Origin of the sequence: Daejeonella rubra, assembly GCF_900103545.1 — a bacterium.
In the GTDB taxonomy this organism is placed as follows: Bacteria; Bacteroidota; Bacteroidia; order Sphingobacteriales; family Sphingobacteriaceae; genus Daejeonella; species Daejeonella rubra.
The window spans coordinates 78,460-94,682 of record NZ_FNHH01000005.1 but is presented as its reverse complement, the minus strand read 5'-3'; the positions used below and the strand labels follow the sequence as shown (position 1 = coordinate 94,682).

General features: G+C 39.1%; 17 protein-coding genes. 7 read left to right on the top strand and 10 right to left on the bottom strand.

Annotation, left to right across the window (positions count from 1 at the left end; translation table 11 throughout):
• Positions 1-166 precede the first annotated feature (166 nt).
• The 7 genes from BLR27_RS05205 to BLR27_RS05175 all read left to right on the top strand — a co-directional run bounded on the left by BLR27_RS05205 (position 167) and on the right by BLR27_RS05175 (position 7,431).
• Complete coding sequence (locus tag BLR27_RS05205) at positions 167-1,570, top strand: tetratricopeptide repeat protein (RefSeq protein WP_090701340.1); 1,404 nt, start codon at positions 167-169, stop codon at positions 1,568-1,570.
• 135 nt (positions 1,571-1,705) lie between these two features.
• Positions 1,706-2,476 carry a phosphosulfolactate synthase gene (locus BLR27_RS05200; protein ID WP_090701337.1) on the top strand — a complete coding sequence of 257 codons (771 nt, stop codon included), beginning with the start codon at positions 1,706-1,708 and terminating at the stop codon, positions 2,474-2,476.
• 46 nt (positions 2,477-2,522) lie between these two features.
• Positions 2,523-3,302, top strand: a complete 780-nt coding sequence (locus BLR27_RS05195) for a shikimate dehydrogenase family protein (protein ID WP_090701333.1) — start codon at positions 2,523-2,525, stop codon at positions 3,300-3,302.
• Positions 3,302-3,880, top strand: coding sequence for a gliding motility lipoprotein GldD (gene gldD / locus BLR27_RS05190; protein ID WP_090701330.1), 579 nt, complete (start codon positions 3,302-3,304; stop codon positions 3,878-3,880). Before BLR27_RS05195 ends, gldD begins: the two co-directional genes overlap by 1 nt.
• Before the next feature lie 257 nt (positions 3,881-4,137).
• Positions 4,138-5,442 (top strand): M20/M25/M40 family metallo-hydrolase, encoded by a 1,305-nt coding sequence (locus BLR27_RS05185; RefSeq protein WP_090701327.1) that lies wholly within the window; start codon positions 4,138-4,140, stop codon positions 5,440-5,442.
• A gap of 95 nt (positions 5,443-5,537) precedes the next feature.
• A complete protein-coding gene (locus BLR27_RS05180; protein WP_090701324.1) occupies positions 5,538-6,176 on the top strand; it encodes an MBL fold metallo-hydrolase in 639 nt (212 codons plus the stop codon).
• Between the two features lie 25 nt (positions 6,177-6,201).
• The gene (locus tag BLR27_RS05175; RefSeq protein WP_090701320.1) at positions 6,202-7,431 is read left to right on the top strand and encodes an FtsX-like permease family protein; all 1,230 of its coding nucleotides are present in this window, start codon (positions 6,202-6,204) and stop codon (positions 7,429-7,431) included.
• Position 7,432: 1 nt separating this feature from the next.
• Here BLR27_RS05175 and rfaD read toward each other — a convergent pair whose 3' ends face one another.
• The 10 genes from rfaD to nrfD form a co-directional block, all read right to left on the bottom strand.
• Positions 7,433-8,398: an ADP-glyceromanno-heptose 6-epimerase gene (gene rfaD / locus BLR27_RS05170; RefSeq protein WP_090701315.1), complete on the bottom strand. Its 966-nt coding sequence runs from the start codon at positions 8,396-8,398 to the stop codon at positions 7,433-7,435.
• Positions 8,399-8,424: 26 nt separating this feature from the next.
• Positions 8,425-9,294: a menaquinone biosynthesis family protein gene (locus BLR27_RS05165; protein ID WP_090701311.1), complete on the bottom strand. Its 870-nt coding sequence runs from the start codon at positions 9,292-9,294 to the stop codon at positions 8,425-8,427.
• Complete coding sequence (gene mqnB / locus BLR27_RS05160) at positions 9,291-9,935, bottom strand: futalosine hydrolase (RefSeq protein WP_090701307.1); 645 nt, start codon at positions 9,933-9,935, stop codon at positions 9,291-9,293. Before mqnB ends, BLR27_RS05165 begins: the two co-directional genes overlap by 4 nt.
• A 148-nt stretch (positions 9,936-10,083) precedes the next feature.
• Entirely contained in the window at positions 10,084-10,605 is a 522-nt protein-coding gene (locus BLR27_RS05155) for a hypothetical protein (RefSeq protein ID WP_090701303.1), read from the bottom strand.
• A gap of 152 nt (positions 10,606-10,757) precedes the next feature.
• Positions 10,758-11,732 carry a DUF5777 family beta-barrel protein gene (locus BLR27_RS05150; RefSeq protein ID WP_143007701.1) on the bottom strand — a complete coding sequence of 325 codons (975 nt, stop codon included), beginning with the start codon at positions 11,730-11,732 and terminating at the stop codon, positions 10,758-10,760.
• 19 nt (positions 11,733-11,751) lie between these two features.
• Entirely contained in the window at positions 11,752-12,135 is a 384-nt protein-coding gene (locus BLR27_RS05145) for a hypothetical protein (RefSeq protein WP_090701298.1), read from the bottom strand.
• A gap of 16 nt (positions 12,136-12,151) precedes the next feature.
• Entirely contained in the window at positions 12,152-12,946 is a 795-nt protein-coding gene (locus BLR27_RS05140; RefSeq protein WP_090701295.1) for a YceI family protein, read from the bottom strand.
• Positions 12,947-13,213: 267 nt separating this feature from the next.
• Positions 13,214-13,726, bottom strand: a complete 513-nt coding sequence (locus tag BLR27_RS05135) for a hypothetical protein (protein WP_090701291.1) — start codon at positions 13,724-13,726, stop codon at positions 13,214-13,216.
• A gap of 199 nt (positions 13,727-13,925) precedes the next feature.
• On the bottom strand, positions 13,926-14,831 hold the full coding sequence (locus tag BLR27_RS05130) for a hypothetical protein (protein WP_090701287.1): 906 nt from the start codon (positions 14,829-14,831) through the stop codon (positions 13,926-13,928).
• 43 nt (positions 14,832-14,874) lie between these two features.
• Positions 14,875-16,215, bottom strand: coding sequence for an NrfD/PsrC family molybdoenzyme membrane anchor subunit (gene nrfD / locus BLR27_RS05125; protein WP_245704439.1), 1,341 nt, complete (start codon positions 16,213-16,215; stop codon positions 14,875-14,877).
• Positions 16,216-16,223: the final 8 nt, after the last annotated feature.

Here is a 16,223-nt window from a genome sequence, read left to right as displayed (position 1 = left end):
ACAGCAATAGTTAATTAGTTATTTTCAGCCTGTTAGCTTTAAGAGTGTCAGGATGTGGAAAAATAAAAGCTGAATAATAAGCTATTTGCCTTAAATTGATTGCAATAGGATATATTGTTCTTTAAACAATATGCAGGGGGAACATTCTTAATGGTATTATTTTAGGATGGAAGAAGATTTTGAGTTTGATTTTTCCGAAGATCCCAGATTTTCGGTAGAAAGATATGAAGAGATGATCCGCAATCAGGATCAGTACTTTTTTGATGCTCAGGCATTTGAAAGTATTATTGAATACTACGTTGAAAAGAATGATCCGATCAAGGCATTGCAGGTTGCAGAATATGCCATTAATCAGCATCCTTTTGCTGCCGTATTTTCTATTAAACAGGCGCAGCTGTATTTAGCAACCAACCAGTTCGACCGGGCATTTGAGTCATTGAATAAGGCCGAGACACTGGAACCTTCGGATGCTGATATTTACACCATCAGGGGTAATATTTACGAAGGATTGGAGCGTAATCAGGATGCGCTGGATAATTATGAAAAGGCATTGGGGCTTGCAGAAAGCACCGACGAGATATTACTTCATATAGCTTATGTATATCAAAGCATGGGTGATTATGAAAATGCAGTTGGCTATTTAAAGCAATGCCTGGAGCAGAATATGGAAAATCAGGATGCGCTATATGAGCTTGCATTTTGTTATGATGTTCTGGATAAACAGGAAGAAAGCATCAAGTTTTATGAGCAATACATTGATAATGAGCCTTATTCTTATGCTGCCTGGTATAATTTAGGAAATGCATTCAACAAGATGGACCTATATGAAAAGTCGATCGATGCTTATGATTATGCTATTCTTATCAAAGATAATTTTGCTTCCGCTTACTTTAATAAAGGAAATGCCCTGGTCCATCTGGATCGTTATACCGAGGCAATAGAGGTTTATAAGCATACTTTTGAATATGAACCGCCAAGCGGGGACACCTATACCGCTATTGGGGAGTGCTATGAAAAGCTGGAACGGATGGATGAAGCGCGCTCCTATTATAAAAAAGCAGTTAAGCTTGATCCTTCACAATCTGATGCCTGGTTTGGTATCGGAGTAACTCTTGATTTTGAAGAAAGATATTTCGAATCTCTTTATTTTTATAAAAAGGCACTCGATCTGGATGATAAAAATGCAGACTACTGGTTCGCCATTGCAGATGCTCAGTATAAACTTAAACAGCTTGACGAATCTGAAAAGGCATATGAAAAAGTTCTGGAGCTCAATCCGGTGGATATCGAAGCCTGGCTTGACTATTCATCCATATTATTTGAGCAGGATAAACTTACTGCTGCAATAGAGATTATTTCTGAAGGAATTAAAAATAACCCTGACTCTGCCGAGCTCTATTACAGGATGGTTGCCTACCTTTTTGCCGCTCATCAGTTTGGTGAAGCACTGATCTACCTGGAAACAGCACTTAATTCTGATCCGGAGAAACACCATATTCTTTTTGAATATCTGCCTCAGCTGCATGAAAACAAGGTTATTGTTGATATAATCAACCGTTATACCCGTTAAAGGGCTAATAAATTTTTTGAGGCCTCAGGTATTGATTTTTTTTAGGAAATTTGCAAAAAATTAACCCGGCCTTCTTTTCAAAATAAACGATTATACCAAGGCTCAACCAATTATACAAAAGCAATATAATAGCAGATGAATTATACTTTAAAAAGCATCCCCGATCGTACACAAAAACCTCGTGTTAATGGTCTTACGATGGTTATGGACAAGGGTCTTAGCATTCGTCAGATTGAAGATTTTCTGGAAGTTGCCGGTCCGCATACGGATATTGTTAAATTAGGCTGGTCAACTTCTTATGTTACCCCTAATCTTGAGAATAAATTAAAAATATATCGTGACGCGCAGATCCCTGTGTATTTCGGAGGAACCTTGTTTGAAGCCTTTATCATCAGGAATCAATTTGATGACTACCGTAAGATCCTGGATAAATATGATATGAAGTTCGCTGAAGTATCTGATGGTTCGATTACCATTCCTCATGATGAAAAATGTGAGTACATCCGAAAACTAAGCGATCAGGTAACTGTTATATCTGAAGTAGGATCTAAGGATGCTGCCAAGATCTTTGCTCCCTACAAATGGATCAGTTTAATGAAAGCTGAGATTGAAGCAGGATCATGGAAAGTTATCGCTGAAGCACGAGAAAGCGGAAATGTTGGTCTTTACAGAGATTCAGGAGAGGTAAGACAGGGTTTGGTTGATGAGATCTTAACTCAGATACCTGCTGAAACCATTATTTGGGAAGCACCTCAAAAGGCACAGCAGGTATGGTTCATTAAATTGATCGGTTCAAATATAAATCTTGGAAATATAGCTCCGGCTGATGTGATTCCAGTTGAAACTTTGCGTCTGGGACTAAGAAGCGATACTTTCGATCATTTTCTTGATATGGAAGCATCCTAAACATCTTCCTTTATTATTTCAGAAGCCATAAGTGTAAAGAATTATTATGAAGAAGTACGGCCTGATCGGATATCCTCTAACTCATTCTTTTTCCAAAAAGTACTTTACAGAGAAGTTCTTAAGGGAAGGGCTGGATAGTTATCAGTATGAGCTTTTTCCACTGCCCAATCTAAGTGACCTGCCTGAGCTGATCAATAGTATTCCAGATCTTTGCGGCTTGAATGTTACTGTACCACATAAGATCGGAGTGATGTATTACCTCGATAAAGTGGATCCCGCTGCCAAAGAAATAGATGCGGTAAATTGTATAAAGATCGTTAATCATCAGCCTGTGGAGGCTTTTTTCAGTGGCGAACTATCTTCCATGCAGGTCAGGCTTGAAGGATATAATACGGATGCTTATGCTTTTGAAAAATCCTTAAAGCCTTTATTGAAAAAACATCATCACAAGGCATTGATTCTCGGTACCGGCGGTGCTTCCAGAGCTGTTGCTTATGTGCTTAAAAAACTGGGTATTTCATTCAAAAAAGTGTCCAGGCGTGCTGTTGGTAAACAGTTATCGTATAAAAAACTAACAGAGGAAATTCTGAATGACTATCTGTTAATTATCAATACAAGTCCGGTAGGTACAGCTCCAAATATTGAAGAATGTCCGGATATTCCCTATGAATTTCTAACAAGCAAGCATTTATTGTACGACCTGGTTTACAATCCGGCAGAAACCGAGTTCCTCAAACGCGGAAAGGCAAAAGGAGCCAGCATAAAGAACGGTTTGGAAATGCTTCATCTGCAGGCTGAAAAATCCTGGGAAATATGGAATAGCTGATGGTCAGGAATTTTCTATTTGGTCTTTTCAGCATCCTCATACTTCTTTACTCCTGTGCTGGCGATTACTCTCCTAAACCCCGTTCTTATTTTAAAATTGATCTTCCTGAAAAAAAATACCAGCTATACACAAGTGATTGCCCCTATAGTTTTGATTTCCCTGTTTACGCACAGATCCTGCCTGATAAAGACAGAGAGGCTAAGCCATGCTGGATCGATGTGCATTATCCTCAGTTCAATGGTCGGATACATTTAAGCTATCAATCATTTTCTTCAAGAGAGCAGTTCGATCAATTGGTTGAGGATGCCCGGACATTTGCATTTAAACATACCGTGAAAGCCACCGCAATTGATGAAGCCATGATCTCCTACCCTGAAAAGAAGGTTTATGGCATCTATTATTCAATTGATGGAAATACCGCATCCTCTGTGCAGTTTTTTTTAACAGATAGTACCAAAAACTATTTGCGTGGTGCCTTATATTTCAATGAACAACCTCGTCTTGATTCAATTCAGCCAGTTCTGGATTTTATTAAAAAGGATATTGATCATATGATCAAAACGTTTAAATGGAAATAGCAGATATACCGTTAGAACATAATGCTGGTGCACGCGTGTCGCGTGTTCTCATATTAACTTAAATCCAAATTTGTGCCTGTTGACGATTTGCCTCACCTGCTGGAGGGCAGGTTTCAGCATGTTTTCTGATTGAGTTTAAACTTTATTAGTCACTATGCAATCCTTTTGAGGGTATGTTTGCTTATATTCAAATCGTATTTCCCGAAATTTATAAGCTATTGATAAAGATTTGAGTTTACATTAAACTGAAAAAATTCATGAAAGTAATTTACACCCTCTTAATCCTCTTATTCATCCATTCAAGTACTCAGGCCCAGCTTAGCCAGGATGAAAAAAAAATCATTGAATATATCAAAGCAAATTTTGGCGAGTCGGAAGAATTGCTGATCGAGTCTGTTAATATTAACAGCGGTACTTTGAATACAGAAGGTGTAAAAAAGGTAGGTACTATTTATCGCAGAGAACTTGATAAACTGGGTTTTACCACCGAGTGGGTTGATCTGCCTGATTCATTGCGCCGTGCAGGGCATTTGGTAGCCACCCGAAAGGGTTCACAGGGTAAACGCCTCTTTCTGATCGGGCACTTGGATACTGTTTTTGAGCTGGATATGGCTTTCAGTCCTTACACAAAGCTCAATGATTCTACTGCAACCGGCCAGGGTGTGAATGATATGAAGGGTGGTAACATGGTAATGATCTCCGCATTAAAAGCCCTTAATTCCCTCGGACTTTTAGATAATACCCAGATCATTGCGTACTTCACCGGTGACGAGGAAAGCTCTGGTTCGCCTCATGCTGTGGCCAGGAAAGATTTTATTGAACGTGCCCGTACTACCGAGATCGCATTGGGTTTTGAAGGTGCACAGGGCCTGAATACTGTTGCTGTTGCCCGCCGTGGAATTGGTGGCTGGGTACTTAATGTGAATGCTAAGACAGGCCATTCTGCAGGAATTTTCAGTCAGAGTGCAGGTTATGGCGCTATTTATGAAGCTGCCAGGATTATCACTGAATTTCGCACCCAGTTAAAAGATGAAAAGTATCTGACTTTTAATCCGGGTTTGATGAGCGCTGGTTCCGAGATCAGAGTTGATAAAGCTAATGCAAGGGTTGAGGCGATCGGGAAAACCAATATTATTTCTCCTGCCGCTTATGTTGCCGGAGATCTTCGCTTCATTTCAGAAGTGCAGCGTGATAAGGCAAGAGAGAAAATGAAAACTATTACTGCCCAGAGCCTGAATGGAACCAGTTCTACCATAACTTTTACCGACGGACTTCCGGCAATGGAGCCAACAGAAGGGAACTACAGGCTGGTGAAATATCTGGATAAGATCACCCGCGATATGGGTATCGGTGCAACACTGGCAGGTGATCCCGGAGCACGCGGAGCAGGGGATATTTCTGATATTGCCAAATATGTGGATTGCCTGGATGGAATGGGCGCTTCAGGAGGTGGAGCACATAAGCCCGGTGAAGTGATCAACTTAAAGGAGCTGCCAATCCTCGTTCAGAGAGCAGCCTTAATGATCTACAGATTAAGTCGTGCAAATCCATCACTAAACTGACCTTAAAAATTCAATTGCGATCAATTTCTCTTGGCTGAAATTGTCTGAAGCAATATTCTGTATCGGAATGGACGGAATTAGGTACTTTTGTAATTATGATCCAAATTAAGTCACTCGCATTTAATCCTTATCAGGAGAACACCTATATTCTTTCCGACGAAACATCGGAATGCGTGATCATTGATCCCGGAATGTATACGGGCGATGAGCAAAACGAATTTTTGAAATTTATTTCCGACAATAAACTGAAGCCGGTTTTACTTCTGAATACGCATTGCCATATAGATCATGTTTTGGGAAATAAATTCGTTTTTGATACCTATGGATTATTACCTCAATTCCATAAGGGTGAAGAGATTGTCCTGAATTCAGTCGTTTCTTATGCCCCGCAAATGGGAATTCGCTATGAAGTTTCCCCCTTGCCTGAAGTTTTTTTGCCAGAAAGTGGCACTGTTAAATTCGGGGAATCTGAGCTTGAACTTATATTTTCACCGGGCCATTCGCCGGCTCATTTATGTTTTTATAGTGTGAAAGATTGCTTTTTGATTGGCGGTGATGTATTGTTTTACCGAAGTATAGGCAGAACAGACCTTCCGGGTGGGAATCATGATCTGCTGATCACTAATATCCGTGAGAAATTATTTGTCCTTCCTGATGATTGCCGTGTTTATCCGGGCCATGGACCATCCACCAGTATCGGATTTGAGAAGCAGTATAATCCTTTCCTTAGCTGATACAAACAATATTTAGACCGATAATTTGAACACCTCCTATTATATCGCCAAAAGGTATCTGTTTTCAAAGAAATCGGTCAATGCGATCAATTTCATATCAGGCATCTCCATGCTCGGCGTTTTTGTAGGTAGTGCCGCACTCATTATTATTCTTTCGGTATTCAATGGTTTTGAAAATATTGTACTTTCTATGTATAATACCTTTAGTCCGGAACTCCGCATCGAAGCCCTGAAAGGTAAGACCTTTGACCCTGGAAACACTCATTTCCTGACCTTGAAGAACGATAAACGCATCATTAATTATACCGAAGTATTACAGGAAAAGGCTCTGGTAAGATATGGCGAAAGTCAGTCGATTGCCCTCGTAAAGGGTGTTAGTGAAGGTTTTCTGAAAAATAAAACCGGACTGGATTCAGTAATTTCCAGTGGAAGCTTCACGCTTTGGTCTAAGGGTCAGGATATGGCTGTGATAGGTTCTGCCTTGCAGACCTATCTGTCCATTAACCTGAATAATGAATTTCAAAGTCTCGATGTATATTCGCCCAGAAAAGGTGCTTTAAATTCATTGAACCCTGCGGATGAATTCAATGTACGCTCCATTTATCCATCCGGTGTTTTTGCTGTTCAGCAGGAATTTGATAATACCATGATTGTTCCTATTCGTTTTGCAAGAGAATTGCTTGGGGAGAATAAACTGGTATCCTACATCGAAATAAATGCCGCTAGAGATGTTGTGATTGAGGATCTTCAAAAGGATATTGAAGAATCTTTAGGGAAGGAATTTTTGGTCAAGAACCGCAGTCAGCAGAATGAATTACTTTATAAGATCCTGAATTCCGAAAAGTGGGCCATATTTCTGATCCTGACCTTTGTTTTGATCATCGCGATCTTTAATATTATCGGATCATTAACGATGCTGGTTATTGATAAACGTAAAGATATTGCCATTTTAAGCAGCCTGGGGGCTAATAAAGGCTTGATCAGGGGTATTTTCTTTATTGAGGGGATGATGATCTCCATGCTTGGATGTGTTTTCGGTATGGCTGCCGGATTGATCTTTATCCTCCTGCAGCAGCAATTTGGTTTTATTGCGATGTCGGGCGCGAATCTGATGATCGATTCCTATCCTGTTGGGATCAAGCTGACTGATTTTATTCTTGTATTTGGAACCGTATTGCTGGTTTCTGTGATCGCTTCTGCGATCTCTTCCAGATTGAGTGTAAAGAATTCTATGAATTTGAGGGAGGATTTGTAGATTATAAAAACTTCCCCGGCACCAGATAATTTTTCACGTAATCCTCAATACCATCTTCAAGGTTGTAAAAATCCTGACTATATCCAATGGAGCGAAGTTTTGCCATATTGGCTTCAGTGAAGTACTGGTATTTTTCGCGAATATCTTCCGGAGTAGGTACAAAAGAAATAGAGGGCTCTTTGTCTAAAGCTTTAAAGGTGCCTTTTGCCAGGTCAAGGAAGGTTCTTGCCTTGCCGGTTCCAAGATTGTAAATACCGGAGTCTTTACGGTGATGCATCAGAAAATACAAGACGTTCACCACGTCTTTGATGTAAACAAAATCACGCATCTGTTCCCCATCCTTAAAATCGGGATTATGCGATTGAAATAATTTCATGGATCCTGTTTCCCGGATCTGATTGAAGGTATGAAATATCACGGATGCCATTCTTCCCTTATGATATTCATTAGGGCCATACACATTGAAAAACTTTAATCCAGCCCAGAAATATGGTTTCTTTTCCTGTTTCAGAGCCCAGATATCAAAATCATTTTTCGAGTCACCATAAGGATTAAGGGGTTTGAGCATTGGAATCCTGGATTCATCATCATCATATCCGAGCTCTCCCAAACCATAGGTGGCAGCAGAGGATGCATAAACTAGAGGAAGTCCAAATTCAGTACAAATATTCCAAATGGTCTTGGTATAATCAAGGTTCAACTGATTGAAAAGTTTAACATCCATTTCGGTAGTATCAGTGCGGGCTCCAATATGAAACACGAACTGCACATGCAAATGGTTTTCGCGCAGCCATTCCGCGAAAACATCCCGGTTTACCTGTTTGGAATAGCGTTTACCTTCAAAATTTTTATTCTTGTTTTCATTAGAAAAATCATCCACCAGCACCAGGTCATAAAAACCTTCATCGTTTAATTTTTGAACCAAACAACTTCCAATAAATCCTGCTGCGCCTGTAATAATGATCATGCTAAATGATTAAGTCTTTTGTACAATTATAAGAATAAGTTTTGTTTCGTTTCGGGGATGATACCGACTTTATGGGCCTCCTCAAAGAATGTATGAACCGCTTTTCTTCCCACCTCACCCAGATCAATGGAAAATTTATTGACGTACAGTTCAATGTGTTTGTTGATTACCTCTTTACTCATTTCCTGCGAAAGTGAGCAGATAAAATCCATTCCGGATTCCGGATGATCAAATGCGTATTGAACACTTCGTTGAATGATGCGGTTCACCTTTTGTTTTATGTCCTCAGGAAGCTCTCTTTTAATCATGATACCACCCAACGGAATAGGGCCCTTGGTCAGATCTTCCCAAAATTCACCCAGATCGATGATCTTTTTCAGACCTTTTTCCTGATAAGTGAATCGATTTTCATGGATGATCACACCCATATCGATCTGATGATTCAATAAGGCTGATTCAATTTCAAAAAATTTCATCTCAATCTTATTTTTCGCTTCCGGGAATGCCAGGCTAAGTAGAAAATTTGCAGTGGTGTATTTGCCGGGAATGCCAATTCTGAGGTCTGAAGACCCGATAGCTATCGGGTGAGGTCTGAGATTTTGCAAACCATCAGTTGAAATATAATCTTCATTTTCGCAAATGAGTAATGGGCCAACCCCGAAACCTAATGCACTTCCGGCATGAAGCAACACGTATTTTTCAGTGAGGTAGGCATAGGCATGATAACTCAGTTTGGTGATGTCGAGGTCTGCCCTGAAAGCTTTTTGATTAAGCGTTTCAACATCATCAAATACTACATCAAAGCTCAGCCCTTCGGTGTCGATCTTCTGATGGATCATGGCATCGAAAATAAAGGTATCGTTAGGGCAGGGAGAAAATCCGAGGCTTAATTTCATGAATCAAAAAGCTGTATCAGTGTATCATTTAATGTATTTACCGCTAGCTCAATTTTCCAGTTCTCCCGGTTGCGCCGCTCTACAAAATTTGAAATTGCCCGGATCTGAATGCAGGGTGTATTGCTTTGTTCGCAGGAATAAAAAAAGGCAGCTCCTTCCATGCTTTCAATTTCCGGATTGAAATGGGCGATGGTTTTTAAGATGGAAAGGTCATTCCCATGGACTTTATTGACAGTAATTGCTCTGACTTCCTGCAGGTTTCTATGTTTTGTAAAAGATGGATTGGGCTTTGGTAAATAGGTGCTCTTGCCAAGTCCGAGTATTTCAATAGATAAAAAATTATCTCCGTCTTCTGCTCCAAACTCAACAAAAATATCTTCTCTAACCAGGCAAATATCTCCGGGTTTCAGATTGGGATTAAAACTCCCTGCAATGCCTGCGTTTATGGCCAGTTCGAAATGTTCTTCAGAGAGGGCTTTACCAAGTGCAAATGCAGTAGGTACCATGCCGGCGCCAGTTATCAGGACTTTTATCTGGTAATTCCGGATGGTTTTTTCATATGGAGGCACATCACTGAAGGAGAAATGCGTCAGAAAGGGTTCTATCTCGGCCCTGGTAGCGGCAACAAGTAGTATTTTCATTGTGCAATTTACGCAATTCGCTTCATTTGTACTTAAGGAATTTTTTGGGATTCGCCTTTCGATGTTAAGCTGAAACTAAAACTATCGGTTAATAGGTTAAGCGATACATAGGTAGTATTGGCACTCTTATAATCCGTTTTTGAAGTTCTTATTTTTTTGAAAAATAAAACCCTAACTGTGTTTCCACATTTGTCATATCTACAACGATTGGAGCCTTTTGACCATCAGAAATGAACATTCCGCATAGATCATATTTATTCAGATCAATAATAATATATCCTGAATTAGCTGTATTAAACCTTAGATATCTTGCATTGATAAGCTCGGTAACCTTGATTTCAGGATAATATTTTTTCAAAATGCCCCTTGAGTATTTCATCTGGTAAAAGCAGTCGTGTTGTATACTTTCAAATACTTGTTTGCCATTAGTTTCAATATATTTCTCAGATTGAAGTTTGTCGGTATTGAAAAAAACAGCAGCAGGAAAACCTATTTTGATAGTGTCTTTAAAGCTACTGGAGGGCTTTCCCTCAATGGTCCTGACCGAATCAGTTTTAGAGGGCAGTACTTCTTTATTTTGTACATTATTGGTGCAGGAGTTTGAAAATATCATGACCAATACTGCCAGCAGGTAATTTATTGGATTTGTTATAACCTGTTTAATCTCCATGTCCTAAAAATTATGCTCTAAATTAAATCATTTGAAAAGAGCATCCCAGATAATATTTTATTTCCCGCATCATACTTAATTGAAAAACCAACCGCCCTTTGTATTGGACCGGTTGGTTTTTCAGTGATAAAAATTTACTATTTATTGAAAACTTAGTAGTTCCATAACCTGGTTATATTAAATCCGATCAGGAATTTACCACCTTTTACTTTTGTGCCATCTGCTGCAGTATAGTTAAAAGGGCTATTGTTATTGTAAAGGTTATTTCTTTGTTGATTCAGAGTGGAATAGTTGCCCATAAACAATTGGAATGAGTGGTTGCTGGTATTGAATTCCAGTCCGAATGATACATTTGGATTTGGGTTTTTAGTATTGTGTTTTGTAAGTGGCTGATCATAATTAACTATTACTGATGTAACAGCAGTTACTTTGTATCTTCCTGATACTGCCAAAGCAAAATGATCAAACTTCATTTCCCTGAAGATCTCTTGTCCAGTACTATCATTTTTTGTATAGAATCCATTTACTGAGTTCTGATGAGACATGCTGGGAGCTACTTGAATTGAAAACTTTTCAGTTACTTTTCTTGCAACAATGATCTGGTTAAATGAAGAAATACGCTCAGATTGGAATTTGAAAATACTGTTGTCCTCATCTTTTCTGGTATCATAGGCTAAATTTCCATAATAGGTTACACTGACAGGATATTTTCCTTTAGTTTGTTTAATGATGGAGTATTTGGCATTACCGTCCCATAACATATGATCTTTGGCAATACCAAAGCCGATGTACAGATTTGTAATTGGAGCGTAGTTTACACCGAGTCTGATATTAGAGGGTGCAAAAAATCCCCAGAAATCATCATAGCCCTTTTCTACAGTTCCAAATCTGTGCATGATATCCATTTCGAACGTTCCTTTAACGGGAACCATAACAGTTTGATTGTCAATGATCCAGACACTTTCAAAGGTATTTTTGACTGGCTTGACCTTAGCAGGCATGACTGAAGTATCAGCCACTGCTGTACTATCCTGTGCGTATAGGCTTGCCTGATTTATAAAAAGGCAAGCGACCAGAAATCCGGTTAGAACGAACAGGCGGGTAGGTAAATATATTATAGGTTTCACTTTCTTAGGTTTAGGTCAGTTAATTGTTCGGAGCACCATTTCTTATCCAGTCATATACTTTTTGTCTGTCTGAAGCAGAAGGGATATATTCCTTCATTTCTCCATTGATCATTTTGTATAATTTGCTCTCTTTAGGCACTATCGTGTTGACAAATCCGCCATTGACAACTTCCTGATAAGCAATTGCTGTTGCCAGATAGGGTTTATGAGCACCTGAAACATGACATCCCGATAAAGCACATTTGGTATTAAATATCGGTGCCAGATCCTTACTGAAACTTACCGATTGCGGTGGTCCATCCGGATCAATTGCCCCTTCCGGGATGATAGTATCCTTGTAACACCCGCTCATACCGATCACCATTGTTAAAATGAAACCGGCAAATATTAGTATCTTTTTCATAGTAATTCTTTATTAATTACTTGTTGTTGAAGTTCATATTACACTCGATGTCAATTTTATCGGATATACTGGTACTTGCAATCCCAAAATCTCTGCAGTTAAACTGAAACTTTAACTGTAATCCAAATACATCATATGGAGCTGCAGTAGTTCCTACAGTTGCTCTTTTTATATATTTTAATTTTCCGACAACTGATTTTGTTATAGGAGCACTTAAGGTACCCTTCCAGGTTAGTGTTAAAGTAACGATGTAGTCATTACTCAATGGATCAAATTTCACTTCTGTTGATTTGATCTTTGCCAGGTTAGTCATTGACAGGTTCTGAGTTCCTGCTATAATAGCGGTTGTTCCTAAAGCAGAAATATTACAACCTGCATCACGTCCGGGTTCTCCTGTATTGGATGTATTGATCTGTACATATCCATTGATAAATGTTTTTGTAGGATCACTTTCATAAAATGCCCATGAATTATCTTTTAATGGCTGACCAGTTGTTGTGTAAGTCGTCATTTCTGCATCCGTAACTTCATGTGTGCCAAACTGGTTGAAACGACCGGTAAGTAAGCCGGCGGCTCCAACATAATTTGTTGACCACATCACGTTTGAGTGTGATTTGTCAAGTTTCCACTCACTCGTATTTCCCACTGTCATATTTCCGGGGATATGAACATTAGAACCCCGGGTGATAACCGGACCAGTAGTGGCGGCAAGAGGAATGGCCTCGTTCTCATTTGTGCAACTGGCAATGTAACCAGTTCCGCTGATAATGAGCAGGAACATCATCAGTGTTTTGTTGTTAAATGTTTTCATATTTATAGGTTTAAAAAATGAACAATTGGTTAAGTATTTATAGCTCTAAGTTCTCATTAACAAGCCGCAACTAAAGTGATTCATATTAAGGTATTAAGTGACTGTTATCACTAAATTGGCCTGTATAATTGTATTGCTATTGCTTTCGTAAGTAATTGAAAATCAATAAAATATTATGGCATAAGTGAGACTATGGATTGCTCCGGGAAATCGTATTTGTTGATTGATTTCGAAGATGTTTTTTCCCTGAAAGAATATCTGATTTTTTCAGGTGATTATCTTTTTTCTAAAATGGTTTAACACAAAAGATAATAGAAGTAAACATGCAAAAGTGCCAAGATTCAAGATAAGGCTGGCGGTATAAATTTTCATGTCGTTTCTGACCATATTTATATCAGCAGAGGATGATGTTAACTGCGTCAATAAATTTTTAATCAGAACAATAAAAATGACTAAGCTATGCATCAGACTAATACTTGTTTTTTTGCTTATTGCTGGTATCCAGAAAAGGATAGCCAGGAGTCCCCAAATAGTTAAATAAGGATGTTGTATGTTTTCAAGCGAATAATTCGGGTATAGGTTTTTTAATATCAGCCCCAGGTATAAGGTGCCGGCTAATGCATATCCGTATGGCAAAAGCTGGACTAGTTTGCTTTTAAAACCCTGCTTTAAGTTTGAACTTCCGGCAACAACAAGAATTGTGGCATAGATTAATGGGAAACCTGAAAAAAAAGCAATCAGTTCAAGTTCTTGTATGTATGCAAAAAAACTATTATCCATTATGTTTAATAATTTTAAAATTGCTGATTTTTATTCCTGTAAGTTGATGAGCGCTTTTGAAATTTAAATTTCCTCCCATTGGTTAAAACAGGAGGAAATGATTCTTTATTTTAAGCGCTATGAGATGAATCTTCCCCATATTATTAATAGGGAAAATTTCTCTATAATTTGACTTTCATGTTCTTTTGGAGCTAATATTTTAAATTTCCTCCTCAGGAACAGCTACCCCCAATTTCTTTATTTTAACAATTTGTGTGATCAGATAAATGATGGTACCCCATACTCCTATGAAAATGGAATAGGCCATGATCAATAACCATATTGGCGTTCTGAATCGGGTGGTCCATAGTGTTCTCTGTTCAAAGAAACTATTGTCTGTTTTTACAGCAATTCCCCATGGTACAGTTTTTTCGATGAGAAGGTTTCCATAAAGATCGTTCTCCTGAATTTTGGCAACCAATACGAAATTTCCTTTTTGGTCGCCCGGTAAACTATCTTTAGTAAATTCCATGGTAGCAGTACCACTGGAGTCCGTAGTATAGGTTTCTTCATCGCCGGCAGAAAGAATTCCGCCCAGTCTTTGAACACCTACTTTCATCTCCACATCAGCTGCTGGAACCCATACTGAATCAGTCAGTTGCATCACCTTAACGCTTATGCTCCTGATCCCATCTGTGGTAAGGGTATCCAGTTGAATTTTGGATTTTGAAACGGCAAGTTCTGCAGCAATTTCATCTTCCTTACCAACAGCTACCGCAATAAAAGTAGGGTTTGAACTTTCAGCCCATGCTGCTTTTAATGAGGGTGGAAGAAAACTTTTAGCCCTGCCATTTTTATCGGTACTTACTTTGCCAATCAAATTTTCAGGTGTATTACTGTTCAGATAGAAGTGAAACACCTTATTCTTAAGTGGCTCTGTATTTCTTCCTTTCTTAAGCGAGTTTTCAAGTATCAGGTATTGTACTCCATTATTTACTGTGAAATAATTCAGTTTTACCAGCTCCACAGCTTCTTCTTTTTCCTGAGCCGAAACCCTGTTTGTTAATGCTATAAACAGGAATGGCAGTAGAAGGAAAATGTATTTATTTATTTTCAGCTTTTTCATGAGAATATAATTGTTTTTTAAAGGCTATGAATCTTACATGAGCTTATTCATGTCGTTTTGTGGGCGGTAAGCTCATGCAGGTTTCATCTTGTTCAGTTATAGTTTCCTGGATTGGAATGATCGGATAAATTCTGGCAAAGAAGGTGATCACCAGTAAAGTGCCTGCAAGAGTTCCCATTGCTATGGCCCATTCTTCCCAGCTGGGGAAATAATGATGAAACTCTGCCGGTGCATCCTGCATAGGTAAGAATGGATGCAGTAAAGTGGGTGTAACGATCAGATATCGTTTGAACCATGCACCGATCACGATCATGATACCTGCAATAAACATTGGTAGTGGCTTTCTGCCTTTTTTGAATACCAGTATCAGGATCGGAATGATCATCCCGATCAGGATGGCAAACCAAAAAATAAGTGCAAATTCACCGGAGAACAAACCTTTCAAATGCGCTTCTTCTCCACTCTTCATTTTAAAGGCAGGAACCAGGTATTCATTGATGTTGAAATACAGGTAAAGCAGAGATAGCATGACCACTATTCTTCCCATTTTTTCAAAATGCATTTCAGTGATATACTTTTCCAGTTTATAAAACTTGCGGAAAACAAACATTGCAACTACAACGCCACCTGCTCCAACAAGGAATGCCCCTGAGATAAAGTAGGCGCCAAAGTTCGTGCTGTCCCAGCCCGGCCTGTAGGTGGTTGCAAACAACCAGGAAGTAACGGTGTGAATACTAAATGCCACAGGGATAATAGTGATACAAAGTATGGTTATCGCCCGCTCACTTATTTTAAACTGTTCTGCTGTTCCTCTCCAGAATGAGCCCTGGAACAGGTATAATTTATTCAGGATATTACTTGACCTTTCTTTGAATTTGATCATTATTTTAAGATCAGGAAGCAATGGCAGGTATAGCAAAAGTAAACTGATTACAAAATAGGTACTGATTACAATTACATCCCACATGATAGGTGATTGGATGCGGCCATGTAAAAACAGGTTCAGCATTCTGTCGGGTCGCCCCATATCAATAATGATGATCAGAGAAGCAAATACGATAGCTGATACAGCGATGATCTCTGCAATTCTGGTCAACGGTGTGGCCCATTTCATGTTCGAGAGACGAAAGATAGCGGTGATGAGGGATCCCACCAAGCTAATGGCTACAAAGAACACAAAATTGGAAATATAGATGCCCCAGGATACATAGTCGCCCATGTTGGTTACCACAAGTCCCTTTGAGAGCTGTCGGTAATAGGCAAAAGCGCCAATTAAGCAGATGAAGATGAGTGAGTAGGTCCAGATCATGCCCAGCTTCCCAAATTTTTGGGGAAGAAGGTCCTGGATGATCTGGTCTTTTGTTAAAGATGGTGAATTTTCCACTTGACTAA